Source organism: Micromonospora sp. DSM 45708 (genome assembly GCF_039566955.1).
GTDB lineage: Bacteria > Actinomycetota > Actinomycetes > Mycobacteriales > Micromonosporaceae > Micromonospora.
This window is the reverse complement of sequence record NZ_CP154796.1, coordinates 1,400,896-1,418,001: the sequence shown is the minus strand read 5'-3', so window position 1 is coordinate 1,418,001 and position 17,106 is coordinate 1,400,896. Positions and strand designations below refer to the sequence as shown.

At 75.2% G+C, this 17,106-nt stretch carries 17 protein-coding genes and 1 pseudogene; 7 read left to right on the top strand and 11 right to left on the bottom strand.

Going from position 1 to position 17,106, the window contains the following annotated elements; all coding sequences use genetic code 11:
• Positions 1-70: 70 nt before the first annotated feature.
• Entirely contained in the window at positions 71-913 is an 843-nt protein-coding gene (locus VKK44_RS06830; protein WP_343445992.1) for a GNAT family N-acetyltransferase, read from the top strand.
• Positions 914-955: 42 nt separating this feature from the next.
• On the opposite strand, the gene VKK44_RS06825 is transcribed toward VKK44_RS06830, so the two are convergent.
• The 5 genes from VKK44_RS06825 to trpC all read right to left on the bottom strand — a co-directional run bounded on the left by VKK44_RS06825 (position 956) and on the right by trpC (position 6,250).
• A complete protein-coding gene (locus tag VKK44_RS06825) occupies positions 956-2,143 on the bottom strand; it encodes an FAD-dependent oxidoreductase (RefSeq protein ID WP_343445991.1) in 1,188 nt (395 codons plus the stop codon).
• 12 nt (positions 2,144-2,155) lie between these two features.
• Positions 2,156-3,286: a prolipoprotein diacylglyceryl transferase gene (gene lgt / locus VKK44_RS06820; protein WP_343445990.1), complete on the bottom strand. Its 1,131-nt coding sequence runs from the start codon at positions 3,284-3,286 to the stop codon at positions 2,156-2,158.
• A gap of 88 nt (positions 3,287-3,374) precedes the next feature.
• Positions 3,375-4,178 (bottom strand): tryptophan synthase subunit alpha, encoded by an 804-nt coding sequence (trpA, locus tag VKK44_RS06815; protein WP_343445989.1) that lies wholly within the window; start codon positions 4,176-4,178, stop codon positions 3,375-3,377.
• A 4-nt stretch (positions 4,179-4,182) separates the two neighbouring features.
• A complete protein-coding gene (trpB, locus tag VKK44_RS06810) occupies positions 4,183-5,409 on the bottom strand; it encodes a tryptophan synthase subunit beta (protein WP_343445988.1) in 1,227 nt (408 codons plus the stop codon).
• Between the two features lie 37 nt (positions 5,410-5,446).
• Complete coding sequence (trpC, locus tag VKK44_RS06805; protein WP_343447700.1) at positions 5,447-6,250, bottom strand: indole-3-glycerol phosphate synthase TrpC; 804 nt, start codon at positions 6,248-6,250, stop codon at positions 5,447-5,449.
• 443 nt (positions 6,251-6,693) lie between these two features.
• On the opposite strand from trpC, the gene VKK44_RS06800 reads away from it, so the two are divergent.
• Positions 6,694-6,969 carry a hypothetical protein gene (locus VKK44_RS06800; RefSeq protein WP_343445987.1) on the top strand — a complete coding sequence of 92 codons (276 nt, stop codon included), beginning with the start codon at positions 6,694-6,696 and terminating at the stop codon, positions 6,967-6,969.
• Here VKK44_RS06800 and VKK44_RS06795 read toward each other — a convergent pair.
• The 4 genes and pseudogenes from VKK44_RS06795 to VKK44_RS06780 form a co-directional block, all read right to left on the bottom strand.
• Positions 6,962-7,525 carry a Trp biosynthesis-associated membrane protein gene (locus tag VKK44_RS06795; RefSeq protein ID WP_343445985.1) on the bottom strand — a complete coding sequence of 188 codons (564 nt, stop codon included), beginning with the start codon at positions 7,523-7,525 and terminating at the stop codon, positions 6,962-6,964. The genes VKK44_RS06800 and VKK44_RS06795 overlap by 8 nt on opposite strands.
• Complete coding sequence (gene hisI / locus VKK44_RS06790) at positions 7,522-7,947, bottom strand: phosphoribosyl-AMP cyclohydrolase (RefSeq protein WP_343447699.1); 426 nt, start codon at positions 7,945-7,947, stop codon at positions 7,522-7,524. The genes VKK44_RS06795 and hisI overlap by 4 nt, the downstream gene beginning before the upstream one ends.
• Positions 7,948-8,175: 228 nt before the next feature.
• Positions 8,176-8,766 (bottom strand): annotated as a pseudogene (locus VKK44_RS06785) (phosphoribosyl-AMP cyclohydrolase); the annotation flags it as partial.
• A 163-nt stretch (positions 8,767-8,929) separates the two neighbouring features.
• Positions 8,930-9,319, bottom strand: coding sequence for a MerR family transcriptional regulator (locus VKK44_RS06780; protein ID WP_343445984.1), 390 nt, complete (start codon positions 9,317-9,319; stop codon positions 8,930-8,932).
• Between the two features lie 107 nt (positions 9,320-9,426).
• On the opposite strand from VKK44_RS06780, the gene VKK44_RS06775 reads away from it, so the two are divergent.
• Genes VKK44_RS06775 through VKK44_RS06765 form a run of 3 tightly spaced genes read left to right on the top strand, consistent with a single transcriptional unit; the run spans position 9,427 to position 11,521 of the window.
• A complete protein-coding gene (locus tag VKK44_RS06775) occupies positions 9,427-10,152 on the top strand; it encodes an ABC transporter ATP-binding protein (protein WP_343445983.1) in 726 nt (241 codons plus the stop codon).
• A complete protein-coding gene (locus VKK44_RS06770; protein WP_343445982.1) occupies positions 10,149-10,904 on the top strand; it encodes an ABC transporter permease in 756 nt (251 codons plus the stop codon). The genes VKK44_RS06775 and VKK44_RS06770 overlap by 4 nt, the downstream gene beginning before the upstream one ends.
• Positions 10,901-11,521 (top strand): TetR/AcrR family transcriptional regulator, encoded by a 621-nt coding sequence (locus VKK44_RS06765; RefSeq protein ID WP_343445981.1) that lies wholly within the window; start codon positions 10,901-10,903, stop codon positions 11,519-11,521. Before VKK44_RS06770 ends, VKK44_RS06765 begins: the two co-directional genes overlap by 4 nt.
• Here the strand turns inward: VKK44_RS06765 and VKK44_RS06760 are convergent.
• On the bottom strand, positions 11,518-13,293 hold the full coding sequence (locus VKK44_RS06760) for an ABC transporter ATP-binding protein (protein ID WP_343445980.1): 1,776 nt from the start codon (positions 13,291-13,293) through the stop codon (positions 11,518-11,520). The two genes, VKK44_RS06765 and VKK44_RS06760, sit on opposite strands and share 4 nt — an antisense overlap.
• Positions 13,290-15,164 carry an ABC transporter ATP-binding protein gene (locus VKK44_RS06755; RefSeq protein WP_343445979.1) on the bottom strand — a complete coding sequence of 625 codons (1,875 nt, stop codon included), beginning with the start codon at positions 15,162-15,164 and terminating at the stop codon, positions 13,290-13,292. The genes VKK44_RS06760 and VKK44_RS06755 overlap by 4 nt, the downstream gene beginning before the upstream one ends.
• Before the next feature lie 195 nt (positions 15,165-15,359).
• Between VKK44_RS06755 and VKK44_RS06750 the strand changes: the two genes are divergently transcribed.
• A complete protein-coding gene (locus VKK44_RS06750; RefSeq protein WP_343445978.1) occupies positions 15,360-15,989 on the top strand; it encodes a TIGR03085 family metal-binding protein in 630 nt (209 codons plus the stop codon).
• Between the two features lie 126 nt (positions 15,990-16,115).
• Positions 16,116-17,063 carry a terpene synthase family protein gene (locus VKK44_RS06745; protein ID WP_343445977.1) on the top strand — a complete coding sequence of 316 codons (948 nt, stop codon included), beginning with the start codon at positions 16,116-16,118 and terminating at the stop codon, positions 17,061-17,063.
• Positions 17,064-17,106 lie beyond the last annotated feature (43 nt).

The window sequence follows — 17,106 nt, the reverse complement described above, 5'->3', positions numbered from 1 at the left end:
TAGGGCGTGCCGCGCAAGGCCAGTTCAGATTGATCACACTTCCAGATGCTGGGACGTGTAGTCTCGCGCGGTGGATCTCGTGCGAGCTGACGTACTCGACCGGTTGGAGCGGTTCTACGACGCCGTGCCCCGCGACGCGGCCCGGACGGAGGAGTTCGACGCCCTGGTGCTGTTCGTCCGGGATGGGACCGGTTGGCCGTTCTACGCCCGGCCCCGGCCGGGCGCCACCGAGGCGGCCACGCTCGCCGAGGTGACCGCGGTGCGGCAACGGCAACGCGAGCTGGGCCTGCCGGAGGCGTTCGAGTGGGTGCACGAGCACCAGCCGGGCCTGCTGGCGGTGGCCCGCTCGGCGGGGCTGACCGTGCTGGAGGCGCCGCTCATGCTGCTGGAGGCGGAGCGGCTGCCCGACCCGGGCACGCTCAGCGACGTACCGGTGCGGGTGCTGGACCCCGGCGACCCCGGCTTCGCGGCGGACATCGCGGTGCGGCGGGCCGTCGCGGCGGTCGGGTTCGCCCACGGCGGCACCGCCCGGGGCGACGCCGGGCCGGCCGAACGGGACGCCGCGCTCGCCCGGCTGGACGTCGACGCGCTGGAGGAGGAGGCGGCCCGGGTGGCCGACGGCCGGCGCGTCTCCGTGCTCGCCGGCACCCCGTCCGACGGCGCGCTGGCCAGCGGCATGGCGATGCGGGTCGGCGACGTGGCGGAGATCGCCGGGGTGGCCACCCTGCCGTCCGCCCGACGGCGCGGGCTGGGCGCCGCGGTGACCGCCACGCTGGCCCGGGAGCTGCGCGCCGCCGGCACCGACCTGGTCTTCCTGAGCGCGGGCAGCGAGGACATCGCCCGGGTCTACCTGCGGGTCGGCTTCCGCCGGGTCGGCACCGCCTGCATCGCCGAGCCGGCCGCGGTCATCTGAGCGACCCCGCCGGCACCGGCTCGCGGGCCCGCGCCGAGCCGGTCAGGACGGTGGTTGCCAGGCGGCTGCCGCCGCGGCGGCGGTGTTGCGCAGCCGTGGACTGATCGTGCCCAGCGCGGCGTCCCGGGCGCGCAGCGCCAACCGGCCCCGGGTCTGCAACACGGCCGACATCCGGCGGGTCTGCCGGACCATGGTCGCCGCGCGGGGACGGCGCAGCCGGTCGTACGCGGTCACCGCGTCCGGCAGCCGCGACTCGCGCAGCAGCCCGGCGAGCGTGGCCGCGTCCTCGAACGCCAGGCAGGCGCCCTGCCCGAGGTGTGGCGGCATGGCGTGCGCGGCGTCGCCGAGCAGGACCACGCCGCCCGGACCGGCCGGGAAGCCGTACGACCGGGGCAACGGTCGCAGCTCCCGGATCTCCTGCTGCACCACGTCGGCCGGATCGGTGGCCTCCAGCAGCGTGGCGATCGGCGCCGGCCACCCCGCGAACCAGCGCTTGAGCAGGGCGAGCTGGATCTCCGGCGGCTCGGGCCGGGGCGCGCCGGCGGCGGTCGCCACCCAGTAGATGCCGCCCCGACGCGACGCCCCGGCGGTCCCCCGCTCACCGAGCGAGGCGGCCACGAACCGGTAGCCGGCGCCGAGCGTCTCGCCGTGCACCGGCTGGTCGTCGGGAAGCTGCGGAGCGCGGTACCAGGGGATGACCGCGCGCCAGGCGGCGCACCCGGAACTCACCACGGTGGCCTCCGGGGCGAGCTGCCGCCGGATCTCGCTGTCCGTGCCGTCGGCGGCCACCACCAGGTCGGCGGAGAACGTGTGCCGGCCGTCGTCCACCGCCGGCCGCTCGCCGGCGACCGCGCGCACGCTCCGCACGGTCGCCCCGGTCCGCAGCTCCACGCGCTCGCCCAGCCCGGCGATGAGCGCGTCGTGCAGGTCCTCCCGGTGCACCACCACCGGCATCCGCTCGGCCGGGGTGGGGCGGGGCTGCACCAGCCACTGCCCGTCCGGGCGACGGATCCCGCCGTCGGGCAGCGGCGTGGCGATCGCGTCCAGCCCGGCGCCGAGGCCGAGGGCGCGCAGCGCGCGTACCCCGTTCGGCCAGAGCACCACGGCGGTCGCCTCCGGCCGGACACGGTCGGCCCGTTCCAGCAGCGTGACCCGCCATCCGGAGCGGGCCAGCGCGCCGGCCACCGCGAGTCCGCCGAGGCCGGCGCCGACCACCACCGCGCTGCGCATGACTTCCCCCGCTCAGTTGTCCCGGTCCGCCGGGCGCCCGGCAGCGTCGTCGACGCGGTCCGGCACGGCGTGCCCGGTCCCGTCGTCGTCGTCGGGGTCGGCCACGTCGGTCGCCGTCGGCTCCGTCGGGGGTAGCGCGCCGGTCTCCCGGTACGCGCGGAACTGTTCCTCGGTCACCACCCGGTAGCCGTCGGGCGCCACCGTCGCCGCCCCGGCCTCTCCGGCGGAGAGGTCGACCTGGGACACGTCGCCGGCCGGCGTCGCCGGCGCGGCCGGCTCACCGATCGGGACGAGGTACTCCCGCGGGCCACGGACCCGGACGAAGTAGGCGAGCGCGCCGAGGAAGACCAGCGCCGCGGTCCAGACGTTGAGGCGTACGCCGAGGATGTGGTTGGCCTCGTCGGTGCGCATCAGCTCGATCCAGAACCGGCCCGCCGTGTAGCCCATCACGTAGAGCGCGAACGCCCGGCCCCGGCCCAGCCGCAGCTTGCGGTCGAGCACCAGCACCAGCGCGGCGACGCCGACGTTCCAGAGCGCCTCGTAGAGGAACGTCGGATGGTAGAGCCCGGGTTGCAGGACCGGGTTCCCGGCGTCGTCGCGGAGCGCGCGACCCGGATTGTCCGGGTCCATCACGTGCACCTCGAGGCCCCACGGCAGGGTGGTCCGCCCGCCGTAGAGCTCGTTGTTGAACCAGTTGCCCAGCCGACCCACGGCCTGCGCCAGGGGCAGCCCGGGGGCCAGCGCGTCGGCGACGACGGAGAACGGGATGCCGAGCTGGCGGGCGGCGACCCAGGCGCCGACCGCGCCGCCGGCCACCGCGCCCCAGATGCCGAGCCCGCCCTCCCAGATGGCGAACGCCTTGAGCGGCTGGCCGTCGGCGCCGAAGTACTTCTCCGGCGAGGTGATCACGTGGTAGAGCCGGGCGCCGATGATGCCCGCCGGCACCGCCCAGACGGCGATGTCGAGCACGGCGCCCGGGGCGACGCCGCGGCGGCGCAGCCGGTACTCGGTGACCACGCAGGCCACCACGATGCCGACGATGATGCAGAGCGCGTACGCCCGGATCGGAACCGGACCGAGCTGCCAGACGGCGGTGCTGGGGCTGGGCATGGCCGCCAGGGGAGTCATCGGGGCGAGGGTCACGGGTGCACACGGTACCGGTGCGGACCGTGTGCGCGGCACCCCGGTCCCAGCATCACGCCCGCCAGCGCGGCGGGATTCGACGACGAGGTCAGCGGGCCGGGTTGCGGACGCCCTCGGCGAGTTCGGCGCTGAGCTTGCGCAGCGCGGTCAGGCCGGCGGCCTGGTCCGGCGCGTCGAGCACACAGCGGACCAGCGCGCTGCCCACGATCACCGCGTCGGCGTACCCGGCGACGGTGGCGGCCTGCGCGCCGGTGCCCACGCCCAGCCCGACACCGACCGGCAGCTCGGTGACCTCACGCAGCCGGGAGACCAGGACCGGCGCCGCCTCGGAGGTCTGGGCGCGGGCGCCGGTCACCCCCATGATCGCGGTGGCGTAGACGAAACCGCGGCAGTGCTCGGCGGTCATCCGCAGGCGCGCGTCGGTGGAGGACGGCGACACCAGGAACGTCCGGTCCAGGCCGTGCGCCTCGGAGGCGGCCAGCCACTCGGCGGCCTCGTCGGGGATCAGGTCCGGCGTGATGAGTCCGGTGCCACCGGCGGCGGCCAGGTCCCGGGCGAACGCGTCGACGCCGTACTGCTCGATCGGGTTCCAGTAGGTCATGGTGACCACCGGCGCGCCGGTCGCGGCCACCGCCTCGATGACACGCAGCGCGTCGGCGGTGCGCACGCCGCCGGCCAGCGCGATGTCGCTGGCCTTCTGGATGACCGGCCCGTCCATCACCGGGTCGGAGTAGGGGATCTCCACCTCGATGACGTCGACGCCCGCCTCGACCATGGCGGTCATGGCGGCGATGCTGCCGTCGACGGTGGGGAACCCGGCCGGCATGCAGCCGACCAGCACGGCCCGCCCGTCGGCCCGGGCCTTGTCGAAGGCGACCCCGATGCGACTCACGCTCTCACTCCTTGTCGAGGATGCCGAAGTACGCGCCGGCGGTGTGCACGTCCTTGTCGCCACGGCCGGAGAGGTTGACCACGATCACCGGCTCCCGGCCCAACTCGGCGGCGAGTTCCGGGGCGATCTTGCGGGCGCCGGCCAGTGCGTGCGCGCTCTCGATCGCCGGGATCACGCCCTCGGTGCGGCAGAGCAGCTCGAACGCGGCCATCGCCTCGGCGTCGTCGACCGGCAGGTAGGTGGCCCGGCCCGTGTCGTGCAGCCAGGCGTGCTCCGGCCCGACGCCCGGGTAGTCCAGACCGGCCGAGATCGAGTGCGACTCGATGGTCTGGCCGTCGGCGTCCTGGAGGACGTACGTGCGGGTGCCGTGCAGCACGCCCGACGAGCCGCCGGTGATGCTGGCCGCGTGCCGGCCGGACGCGACGCCCTCGCCACCGGCCTCGAAGCCGTAGAGCCGCACCCCGGCGTCGGGCACGAAGGCGTGGAAGATGCCCAGCGCGTTGGAGCCGCCGCCGACGCAGGCCGCCACCGCGTCCGGCAGCGCGCCGGTCAGGTCCAGGCACTGCTGGCGGGCCTCCACGCCGATGCCGCGCACGAAGTCCCGGACCATCTCCGGGAACGGGTGCGGCCCGGCCGCGGTGCCGATCAGGTAGTGGGTGTCCTCGACGTTGGCGACCCAGTCGCGCATCGCCTCGTTCATCGCGTCCTTGAGCGTGCGCGAGCCGGCCGTCACCGGGATCACGGTGGCGCCGAGCATCCGCATCCGGGCCACGTTGAGCGCCTGCCGCTCGGTGTCCACCGCGCCCATGTAGACCACGCACTCGAGGTCGAACAGGGCGGCGGCGGTCGCGGTGGCCACGCCGTGCTGGCCGGCGCCGGTCTCCGCGATCACCCGCCGCTTGCCCATCCGCCGGGTGAGCAGCGCCTGACCGAGCACGTTGCGGACCTTGTGGGCGCCGGTGTGGTTGAGGTCCTCCCGCTTGAGCAGGACGCGCGCCCCGAGCTGGGCGGAGAGCCGCCGGGCCTCGTACAGCATCGAGGGGGTGCCGGCGTAGTCGCGCAGCAGCGCGTCGAACTCGGCGAGGAACTCCTCGTCCCCCATCGCCTTCCGGTACGCCGCGTCCAGCTCGTCGAGCGCGGCGACCAGCGCCTCGGGGACGAACCGGCCGCCGAACCGGCCGAAGTGGCCGGCGGCGTCGGGAACCTGGCCGGCAGCGGGTGCGGCGCTCATCGCGGGCGTCCTCTCGGTTCGGGTGGCCCGGCGCGGGTCAGCGCACCGGGCGGGGCGTCGCCGGGTGGTTCCCGGCGTTGACCAGCTCGGCGACCGCCTCACGGGGGCTCTTCTGGGTCACCAGGCCCTCGCCCACCAGGACGGCGTCGGCGCCGGCCGAGGCGTACCGGATCAGGTCGTGCGGACCGCGCACGCCCGACTCGGCGATCTTGACGACGCTGCTCGGCAGCCCGGGCGCGATCCGCTCGAACACCGAGCGGTCGACCTCCAGGGTACGCAGGTCGCGGGCGTTGACGCCGATCACCTGCGCGCCGGCCTCCAGGGCCCGGTCCGCCTCTTCCTCGGTGTGCACCTCGACCAGCGCGGTCATGCCCAGCGACTCGATCCGCTCCAGCAGCCCGACCAGCGCGTTCTGCTCCAACGCGGCGACGATCAGCAGCACCAGGTCGGCACCGTGCGCGCGGGCCTCGTGCACCTGGTAGCTGGAAACCACGAAGTCCTTGCGCAGCACCGGCACGTTCACCGCGGCCCGGACCGCGGCCAGGTCGTCGAGCGACCCGCCGAACCAGCGGCCCTCGGTCAGCACGCTGATCGCCCGCGCTCCGCCGGCCGCGTAGTCGCTGGCCAGGTCGGCCGGGTTCGCGATCTCGGCCAGCCGCCCCTTGGACGGCGACGAGCGCTTCACCTCGGCGATCACGGCCACGCCCGGTCGGCGCAGCGCCGCGTACGCGTCGATCGGCGGCGGTGCGGCGGCGGCCAACTCGCGGATCCGCTCCAGCGGGAGCTGCTCCTGCCGCCGGGCCACGTCCTCGCGCACGCCGGCCAGGATCTCGTCGAGCACGCCTGCGGACGGCGCCGCTCCGGCGTCGTCCCCCTCCGCGTGCGCATGCTCAGCAGTCACCAACGGACTCCCCTCTCCGGGTGTCATGGGCCGATGCTAGGTGGCGCCACCTGGCGACACGTGCCGGGGGGTATGGCGCACCTCACGAAATGGGCTGTGGCATGATGGCCGACTTCGGGTGAACGCGGTGTCACGCAGCGCCACCGCATGCATCGACCACCGCCCATGCCCTATCTCACCACGGCCGGCCCGGCCCCGCAGCCCGAGATCCGGCCCGCTGTGACCAAGGTCAAGGACTTCCGCCCCTGCCCAGGTCGCCCCGCGTGCGGGAGCGTTGACCTGCGCTTCACGGTGGCGAAACCTCAGCCCGGCAGCATCGTCGCAGGGCAGACTCGACGAGGCGGCTGCCGACCGACGCAAAACGATCTCGTGTGGGGTGAACCATGAGCGCCAACGGGCCGAACCAGAACATCGGGTTGACCACCATCTCCCGGACCGTCGCCTCACTCGCCGTCGGCGTGGTGCACACGCTCGAACGCGCCGTGGCGGGTGACGGGCGGACGCGCACCGCCCGGGGCAACGCCTGGGAGGCGGTCTGCGCCGACCGGGCCCGGGCCGCGCAACGTCGCGAACTGGAGCGGCTGGTGGCGGAGCTGGCCGCCGCCCGGGCCGCGGCCCGGGACCGCCGTGAGGCGCGCGAGGCCCAGCCGGTCAGCTGACCGTCGGGTCCTCGCCCCGGTCCAGCGCGTCCCACGCGTCCCGGGTGCCCCGCTCGACCGCCGGCCGGTCCGTGCCGGCGGTCCCGGTCGACCCCGCCCGCCGCTCGTACCGGGCGCCCATCGCCGGCCACCGCTCGCCGCGCCACGCGGTGCCCGCCCCGCCGATCGCCGACGCCAGGCCACCGGCCAGCACCAGGGCCGGCCAGAGCCGGCTCACCCCGGTCTCGCCGAGGCCGACCCCGCCGCCGACCGCGACGGCCAGCCCGACGACCGCCAGCAGCACGCCGAGCAGCCGGCGCAGCCGCCCCCGGGTGGCCAGCACCGCGCCGCCGCCGGCCAACCCGACGTAGGCCAGCGCGGACACCCACGGCAGCAGGTCCGCGCCGGTGCGGCCGGACCGCCCGGGCGCGAGGGAGGCACGGGCGGTCGGGTCGACCGACCAGCTCCGGGTCACCGCCCAGGCGGCCAGGCCCGCGCCGGCCAGGCAGAGCAGCACCGCGTACGCCAGCTCGCGCCGGCCCCGGACGGCGGGCGGGCCGGCCGCGCCGTCGGTCACGGGGTCGTCCCCGGGGAGCTGACCGGCAGGTCGGTGAAGAAGCAGGTGCGGTGACCGGTGTGGCAGGCGGCGCCGACCTGCTCCACGCTGACCAGCAGCGCGTCACCGTCGCAGTCCAGCGCGACCGAGTGGACGTACTGGTGGTGGCCGGAGGTCGCGCCCTTGACCCAGTACTCCCCCCGGCTGCGCGACCAGTAGGTGGCCCGGCCGCTGGTGAGCGTGCGGTGCAGCGCCTCGTCGTCCATCCAGGCGACCATCAGCACCTCGCCCGAGTCGTGGGCGCGGACCACGGCGGCGACCAGGCCGTCCGGGGTGCGGCGGAGCTTGGCCGCGATGGCCGGGTCGAGCCGGGACGGGCGGGCGGGGCCGGGGGCCGCGGCACGGGCGGAGGCGCCGGTCAGGGGCGGGTCAGAGGCGGGCACGGTTGACCATTCTCCCGCACGCGGCGCCGGCACCGTCGACGTGTCCCGGGTGGCGGGTGGCGCCACGTGCAGCGCCCGGCTCAGCTGACCGAGGTAGCGGTCCACCCGGCCGTCGGCGAGCGCCTCGGCCAGTTCCGCGCCGGCCACCGCGGCGACCTCCCCCGCGTACGGGCGGACCAGCGGGACGATGCCGGTGACCAGGCGGCCGGCGGCGGCCCCGACCTCGGCCGGGGCACCGGCGCGCAGCCCGAGGCAGAGCAGCATGTCGGCGCGGTAGCGGGGCGGGGCCACCGGGAGGTCCAGCGCGGCGGTCAGGGCGGCCCGCCGGGACACCACCCGGACCGACGGGTTGGCCAGCCGGAGCACCGAGGGGCAGAGCCGGGCCAGGTCGGCCGCCGCGAGCCGGAGCCCGGTGGCGTCGCCGGCCCAGTGCGCGCCGGCCACCTTGCCCAGCGTGGCGATCAGGTCCTCCAGGCGCGGCTCGTCGGCGGGCTGGCAGAGCACCGGCAGGTCGATCCGGCGACGCCACTCGGGCACCGCCCAGAGCAGCCGGGCGGGCGCGGTGACCGGCAGCCCGAACGCCCAGTCGGCGGGCTGCCCGAGCCGGTGCACCCAGGAGCGGACGTCCCGGGAGGCCACCGAGACGTGCACCAGCCGGCCGTCGAACTCGGCCAGGTAGGCGTGCCGGGTCGCGTACGGGCCGGCGGGGCGGGGCGGGGCCGCCGAGGCGGGGCGCTCCTCGTCGGTGGCGACGAGCACGTCCACGTCGACGTCGCTGTGCTCGGTGGCGGCCCGTCGTGCGTGGCTGCCGCGCAGCATGATCCCGACGACCGGTCGGTCCGCGGCCCGGCGCAGGCGGGTGGCCCAGTCGTCGAGGAATCCGGACTCGGGCAACGAAGCGGGACCCACCGCGACATGGTGCCGGAAGTCCGATCTTCGGCGCAATGACCGATGGCGGACCGCGTGTCCGCTGCGGGTGGGCTTAGCCCAGTTCCTCTTCGGCCTGCCGGTACAGGTCGATCTTGCGGTCGAGGGCCTTGAGATCCTCGGTCAGCTCGGCCATCCGGGCCAGCACCCGGGCCCGGTGCGCCTCGAACAGCGCCCGCCGCGCGCCGAGCGTACGGTCGCCCTGCCGGGCCAGCTCGGCGTAGCGGCGCATGTCGCGCACCGGCATCCCGGTCCGCCGCAGCCGCAGGAGCAGGAACAGCCAGTTGACGTCCGCCTCGGTGTAGCGCCGGCGACCGGCGGAGTCCCGCCCGACCGGCGCGACCAGCCCCTCCTGTTCGTACCAGCGCAGCGTGTAGGTGGTCAGGCCGACCCGCTGCGCCGCCTCGCCGACGCTGAGGCTCTTCTCCCGGATGCCGATGTCCACCGATCCAGGCTTCCAGTTCGAGCCCACTCGAAGTCAACAGGCATTGCCCGACCGACGGAATTCATCTACCGTTGATTTCAACGGTAGATGAATTGTCGGAGGCGGACATGGACGACGCGGTGACGGTCCGTGACCTGGTGGTCGACCGGGGCGGGCGGCGGGTGCTGCACGGCATCAGCTGTGCCGTGCCCCGCGGCACGGTCACCGGGCTGCTCGGGCCCAGCGGCAGCGGCAAGACCACACTGATGCGCGCGGTGGTCGGCGTGCAGACGGTCGACGCCGGCACGGTCGACGTGCTCGGCCGGCCCGCCGGCACGGCCGAGCTGCGCCACCGGGTGGGCTACCTGACGCAGGCGCCGAGCGTCTACGCCGACCTCACGGTCCGGGAGAACGCCCGCTACTTCGCCGTACTCCAGGGCCGGGGTCGCGCCGAGGCCGACCGCGCGGTGACCGACGTCGGTCTGGCCGCGGCGGCCGACCAGCTGGTCGGCACGCTCTCCGGCGGCCAACGCAGCCGCGCCTCGCTCGCCTGCGCCCTGGTCGGCGAACCGGAGCTGGTCGTCCTCGACGAGCCCACGGTCGGCCAGGACCCGGTGCTGCGGGCCGACCTGTGGGCCCGGTTCCACGCCATGGCCGCCGCCGGCACCACGCTGCTGGTCTCCAGCCACGTGATGGACGAGGCGGCCCGGTGCGACCGGCTGTTGCTGATCCGCGAGGGCCGGCTGGTCGCCGACGACACCCCGGCCGCGGTCCGCGCCGCCACCGGCGTGGACGACCTGGAGGAGGCGTTCCTCCGCCTGATCCGCGACGGCGAGTCGGAGGCCACCTCATGAACGGGCGCATCCTGGCCGCCACGACCGGGCGGATCCTGCGGCAGCTCCGGCACGACAGACGCACCGTCGCGCTGCTCGTCGTGGTGCCGGCGGTGCTGCTCACGCTGGTCTACTTCATGTACGTCGACCAGCCCACCCCGCCCGGCGCGCCGGGCACCTTCGACCGGGTCGCGCTGATCATGCTGGGCTTCTTCCCGTTCATCATCATGTTCCTGGTGACCAGCATCGCGATGCTCCGTGAACGCACCACCGGCACGCTGGAGCGGCTGCTCACCACGCCGCTGGGCAAACTGGACCTGCTCTTCGGCTACGGCATCGCGTTCGGGCTGGCCGGGGTGCTCCAGTCCACCGTCGCCTCGCTGGTGGCCTACCAGGTGTTCGGGCTGGACACCGCCGGCAGCCCGTGGCTGGTCGTGCTGATCGCCGGCGTGAACGCGGTGCTGGCCGTGGCGCTCGGCCTGTTCTGCTCCGCGTTCGCCCGCACCGAGTTCCAGGCGGTGCAGTTCATGCCGGTCGTGGTCGCCCCGCAACTGCTGCTCTGCGGGCTGTTCGTGCCCCGCGGCCAGATGGCCGGCTGGCTCCAGGCCGTCAGCGACGTGCTGCCGCTGTCGTACGCGGTCGAGGCGCTCCAGGAGGTCGGCGCGCACGCCGAGCCGACCGGCACCATGTGGCGCGACGTGGCGATCGTGGCCGGCGCGGCGGTGGTCGCGCTGGTGCTGGCCGCCGCGACGCTGCGCCGGCGCAGCGGATGAGCCCGCGTCGCACCGGGCGACGGCCCGGCAACCCGGACACCCGGGAGGCGATCCTCGCCGCGGCCCGGGACGCGTTCGCCGAGCGCGGCTTCGACGCCACCGGAATCCGGGCCGTCGCCGCCACCGCCGGCGTGGACCCGGCGCTGGTGCACCACTACTTCGGCACCAAGGAGGAGCTGTTCCGCGCCGCCATGGCCATCCCGGTCGACCCGGCCGAGCTGGTGCCCCGGGTGCTGGCCGGTGGCCGGGACGAGGTCGGCGAACGGCTGGTCCGCACGTTCCTCGGCGTGTGGGACTCGCCGGCGGGCGCCGCCGCGGTGGCGCTGCTCCGCTCCGCGGTGAGCAACCAGTGGACCGCCCGCCTGTTACGCGAGTTCCTCACCACGCAGGTCCTGCGCCGGGTCGTCGACCAGCTCGACCTCGACCCGGCCGAGGTGCCGCTGCGGGGCGCGCTGGTCGCCACCCAGGTCGCCGGCCTGGCCATGATGCGCTACGTGATCCGCCTGGAACCGGTCGCCTCCGCGTCCCCGGAGACGCTGGCCGCCACCATCGGCCCGACCGTGCAGCGCTACCTCACCGGCCCGCTGGCCGTGGGCACGCCGACGGACCCCCGCTAGCGGGTCTGCTCCAGCCACGAGGCGTAGAGCAGGGCGTAGACCGAGTCGGCGTCCCGGACCAGTTCCTCGTGCGAGCCGCGCTGCACGATCCGCCCCCGGTCCACCACGATCACCTCGTCCGCCGCCTGCGCGGTGGAGAGCCGGTGCGCGATGGCCAGCGTGGTGCGCCCCCGGGTCACCGCGTCCAGCGTGCGTTGCAGGCGCACCTCGGTGGCCGGGTCGACCGCGCTTGTCGCCTCGTCGAGCACCAGCAGGTCCGGGTCGGCCACGTACGCGCGGGCCAGCGCCACGAGCTGCCGCTCGCCGACGCTGAGCGCCTCGCCGCGCTCGCCCACCGGGGTGTCCAGCCCGGACGGCAGCCCGTCCAGCCAGTCGGCCAGGCCCAGCTCGGTGAAGGCGGCGGTGAGCCGTGCGTCGGACAGGTCCGGGCGGGCGAAGCGGACGTTCTCCCCGACCGTGGCGTCGAACAGGAAGCCGTCCTGCGGCACCATCACCACCCGGGCGCGCAGCGAGTCGAAGCGGACCTGACGCAGGTCGACGCCGGAGAGCAGCACCTCGCCCTCGGTCGGGTCCATCAGCCGGGTGAGCAGCTTGGCGAACGTGGTCTTGCCGCTGCCGGTCTCGCCGACCACCGCCACCCGGCTCTTCGCCGCGATGTCCAGCGTCACGTCGTGCAGCACCGGCGGCCCGCCCGGATAGGCGAACGTCACCCCGGCGAAGCGGACGTCGAGCGGACCGGCCGGCAGCTCCCGGCCCCGCTCGCCCGGGTCGGCCACGTCCGGGGCGACGTCCAGCACGTCGAGCACCCGACGCCAGCCGGCGATCGCGTTCTGCGCCTCGTTGAGCACCTCGGTGGCGATCTGCACCGGCTGGATGAAGAGCGTGACCAGGAACAGGAACGCGGTGAGCTGGCCGACCGACAGCGTCCGGTCGACGCCGAGGCTCACCCCGACCACGACCACCCCGGCCAGCGCCAGGCCGGCGGCCAGCTCACCGACCGAGCTGCCGAGGATGCTGATCCGGATCGCCCGCTGCTGGGCCACCCGCTGCCCGTCGATCGCCGTGTCCAGCCGGCGGGCGGTGCGCCCGGCGATGCCGTACGCCCGGATCACCGGCGCGCCCACCACGCTCTCGCCGATCGCGCCGAGCAGCGTGCCGGTCCGCTGCCGGACCAGCCCGTACGCACCGGCGAGCCGGCGCTGCAACAGCCGGATGATCAGCACCGCGGGCGCGAACGCGACGAGCACCACGAGCGTCAACTGCCAGGAGTACGCGAGCATCACGGCGGTGGTCACCAGAAGCTGCCCCAGGTTGACGATGAGGATCACGCCGCCCCACTGGAGGAACTGGGTGATCTGGTCGACGTCGCTGGTGACCCGGGAGACCAGCGACCCGCGCCGCTCGGACTGCTGGTGCAGCATGGACAGGTCGTGCACGTGCCGGAACGCGCGGGTACGCACGCTGGCCAACGCGGTCTCGCTGACCGTGAAAAGCCGGCGCATCATCAGGTAGCCGCAGGTGGTGGTGACCACCAGCACGCCGACGGTGATCGCCACGGTCAGCGAGATGACGTTCAGGTCGAGCCCGCCGACGATGCCGTGGTCGATACCGCGCTGCACCGCCACCGGCACGGCCACCCGGCCGACCATGTAGACCAGCGCCAACGCCAGGGTGCCGGCGAGCCCGGTCTTCAGCTCCGGGGAGAGCGCCAGCCCCCGTCGCAGCGTCCCCCAGGTCGATTCGGCCCGTTCGGCCGTGGTCGTGCTCGTCACCGGTCCACCTCCATCTCCAGGCCGGAGGGCACCGGCGTGACCTCGTCGTACGTGCGGTTCTGCTCGCGTTCCTGCTCGGCCTGCTCGTAGGCGGTGACCAGGTCGGCGTACCCGGGCACGGTGGCCAGCAGCTCGGGGTGCGTGCCACGGGCGACCACCCGGCCCTGCTCCACGTAGATAACCTCGTCGGCGAGCGCGATGGTGGCCCGCCGGTAGGCCACCACCAGGATCGACGCGGACGCCCCGCCGTCAGCCGGCGCGCGCAGGCCGGCCAGGATGGCGGACTCGACCCGCGGGTCGACGGCGCTGGTGGCGTCGTCGAGCACCAGCAGCCGGGGGCGGCCGGCGAGCGCCCGGGCCAGCGTGAGCCGCTGCCGCTGGCCGCCGGAGAGCGAGGTGCCCCGCTCACCGACCATGGTGTCCAACCCGTCGGGCAGGGCGGCGACGAAGCCGTCCGCCTCGGCCAGCCGCAACGCGGCCCACACCTCGTCGTCGCCGATGCCGGCCCGGTCGAGCGTGATGTTGGCCCGGACCGTGTCGTCGAAGACGAACGGCACCTGGGCGACCAGCGCCACCGTGGCGGCGAGCGAGGCGGCGGTCAGCTCGCGCACGTCGACGCCGTCCAGCGTGACCCGGCCGGTCCGCGGGTCGACCAGGCGCACGGCCAGCGACGCGATGGTGGACTTGCCGGCTCCGGTCGGCCCGACCAGGGCGACCGTCTTCCCGGCCGGCACCGTGAACGTCACCTCGCCGAGCACCTCCGTGCCGGGCAGGTGCGCCTCGGCCGGCTCGTACCCGAAGTGGACGTCGGAGAAGCCGAGCGTGGCCGGCTCCCGGCGGGCCGGGTCGAGCGTCACGTCGCCGTACGGCATCTCGCCGGTGGCGTCCAGGACGCGGCTGACCCGCTCCCAGCCGGCGACGCTGCGCGGCAGCTCGGCCAGCACCCAGCCGATCGCCCGCACCGGGAAGGCCAGCACGGTGAACAGGAACGCGACGCTGACCAGCTCGGTCACCGTGATCGCGCCCTGTCGGAGCCGGATCGCGCCGACCACCAGCACGGCGAGCGTGCCGAGACTGGGCAGCGTCTCCAGCATCGGGTCGAAGACGCCGCGCAGCCGGCCGACGGAGATCAACGCGTCGCGCAGGTCACCGGCGCGGGCCGCGAAGCGGGCCGTCTCCTGGGACTCCCGGCCCATGGTCTTGACCACCAACGCGCCGTCGAAGCTCTCGTGCGCGATGCCGCTGACCTCGGCGCGCAGGCGCTGGGCGCGGGCCTGGCGGGGCGCCATCCGGCGGGAGTAGACCACGTTGAGCGCGAACAGCGCGGGGAAGACGGCGAGGCCGACCAGGGCGAGCGCCCAGTCGGTGACGAACAGCGAGGCCACGGCGCCGACCAGCATCACCAGCGTGCCGACGGCGAACGGCAGCGGCGCGATCGGGTACCAGGCGGCCTCCACGTCGGAGTTGGCGTTGGACAGCAGCGTGCCGGTGGAGTTGCGGTGGTGCCAGGCCAGCGGCAGGTCCAGGTAGCGGCGGGTGACCCGGCGACGGTAGGCGGCCTGGAGCCGGTACTGCATGTAGCCGGCGCCCAGCCTCCGGCCGAAGATGCCGACCACCCGCAGCACGCTGATCCCGAACAGCGTCGACGCGGCGAGCGCGAGGGCGCCGCCGGCCACCGCGCCGCGTTCGACCGCCGGCACCACCACGTCGCCGACCACCGCGCCGATCACGTACGCGCTGGCGATGACGAGGAGACCGAAGAGCACGCTGCCGCTGACCGCCACCGCGAAGATCCGCGGTTGCTCCCGGATCGCCCGGCCGAGCACCCTGAGCCCCTTGCCGAGCACGTCCCGACTTGTCCCGCTCGCCACACTTGCCCCCGCCGTAAGCCACAGTTTTCTCCCCCATCCTTACCGCTCGTCGCCGCGTCCGCCGACCCGGCCGGCATATGTCCGCCGTCACCTTTCCCGGTCCGCGGGACCGCACGGCGGTGGCGACCGGCCGGTCCGGGGACTCCGCGCCGGTCACGGCGCGCCGATCGGGCCCGGCGGGCCTACGATCGGGCCATGCCGCGGTACGCCCGAGCGGAGCGCGAGGCGCTCGCCGACCTGATGCTGGAGCTGGGACCGGATGCGCCGACGGTCAACGAGGGGTGGACCACCCGCGACCTGGCGGCGCATCTGCTGGTGCGGGAGCGCCGGCCGGACGCGGCCGGTGGGATCCTGCTGCCGCCGTTGCGGGCGCACGGCGAGGCGGTGCGCCGTCGGGTCGCCGCCGGCCCCTACGCCGACCTGATCGCCCGGGTCCGCCGGCCACCGGTGTGGAGCCCGGTGAGCAACCCGCTCACCGACGAGCTGGTCAACGGCCTGGAGTTCTTCATCCACCACGAGGACGTGCGCCGCGCCCGGCCCGGCTGGCACCCGCGCGACCTGCCGGTTGGGCAGCAGGCGGCGCTCTGGAAGCGGGTCGCCCTGCTGGCCCGGGCGGCGCTGCGGCGTTTTCCGGCCGAGGTGCTGGTGCAGGCGCCGGGGCACGGCGAGCTGCGGGCCGGTCGGGGCGGCGAGCGGCTGCGGCTGGTGGGCGCGCCGGGCGAGCTGGTGCTGTTCCTCACCGGCCGGCAGCGGGTGGCCCGGGTCCAGGTGGAGGGCCCGGCGGGGCAGGCGGACCGGTTGCGCGCCGCCGAGCTGGGGTTCTGACCGAGCGTAGGCATCCCGTGACCGACTTATGGTGAAAAATGCACATCCCAGTGATGAATGCCGATCCATTCTGCCGTACGCTCCTGCCCGCCGCCCGGCCTCTCGGGCGGCGGACAGGGGGCACGGATGCGTGGCTTCGCGCTCTCGGCGCTGCACGAGCCGCCCTTCCCGGCGCGACGGCACCCCGCCGTCGAGCGGGTCGCCGCGGAGAGCGCCGACTGGGCACGCGAACTCGGCCTGGTCCGTGACCCGGCCGCGCGGCGCCGACTGGCCGGCGCGCACGCCGCGGAGCTGGCCGGACGGGCCGGCCCGGAGGCGTCCCCGGCGGGCCTGCGCCTGCTCACCGACCTGATCAACTGGCTGTTCGTGGTGGACGACGCCTGCGACGACGACGGCCTGGGCGCGGAGCCCACCCGACTGGCCCCCACCGTGGCGGCGCTGCTGAGCGTGCTGGACCGGCACGGCGACCCGGCCGCGCCCACCCCGACCGGCGGTCCGCTCGCGGTGGCGTTGGACGACCTGTGCCGGCGGGCCCGCGACGTGCGGCGGCCCGCGCTGCTGCTGCGCCTGGTCAGCCAGTTGCGCGAGTACCTGCTGGCGCTGCTCTGGGAGGCGGCCAACCGGGAGCACCGGCGGGTCCCCGGGGTGGCCGAGTACGTGCAGATGCGCCGGCACACCGGCGGCGTACGGCCCGGCTTCACGGTGACCGACCTGACCCGCCCGGCCCGCCCCGGCCCCACCCGGCGGGCCGATCCGACGCTGGCCGCCCTGGACGCCCTCGCCACCGACCTGGTCTGCTGGTGCAACGACGTGTTCTCCTACGGCAAGGAGCGCGGCGTCGCCCCACCGGCGCACAACCTGGTCACCACCATCGCCGGCGAAACCGGACAGGACGAGGCGGCGGCGCTGCGCGCGGCGGCGGCCCGGTTCAACGCGGCGCTGGCGGCGTACGCGGAACGGGACGCGGCGCTGGCCGTCGCCGCCGACGACGGGGTACGCGCGTTCCTCGCCACCCGCCGGGACTGGATCCGGGCCACCTACGACTGGTCCCGCGCCGCCACCCGGTACACCTGAGCCCGAACCCCGGCCGATCCGCACTAGCCGATGCCCCGGTGCA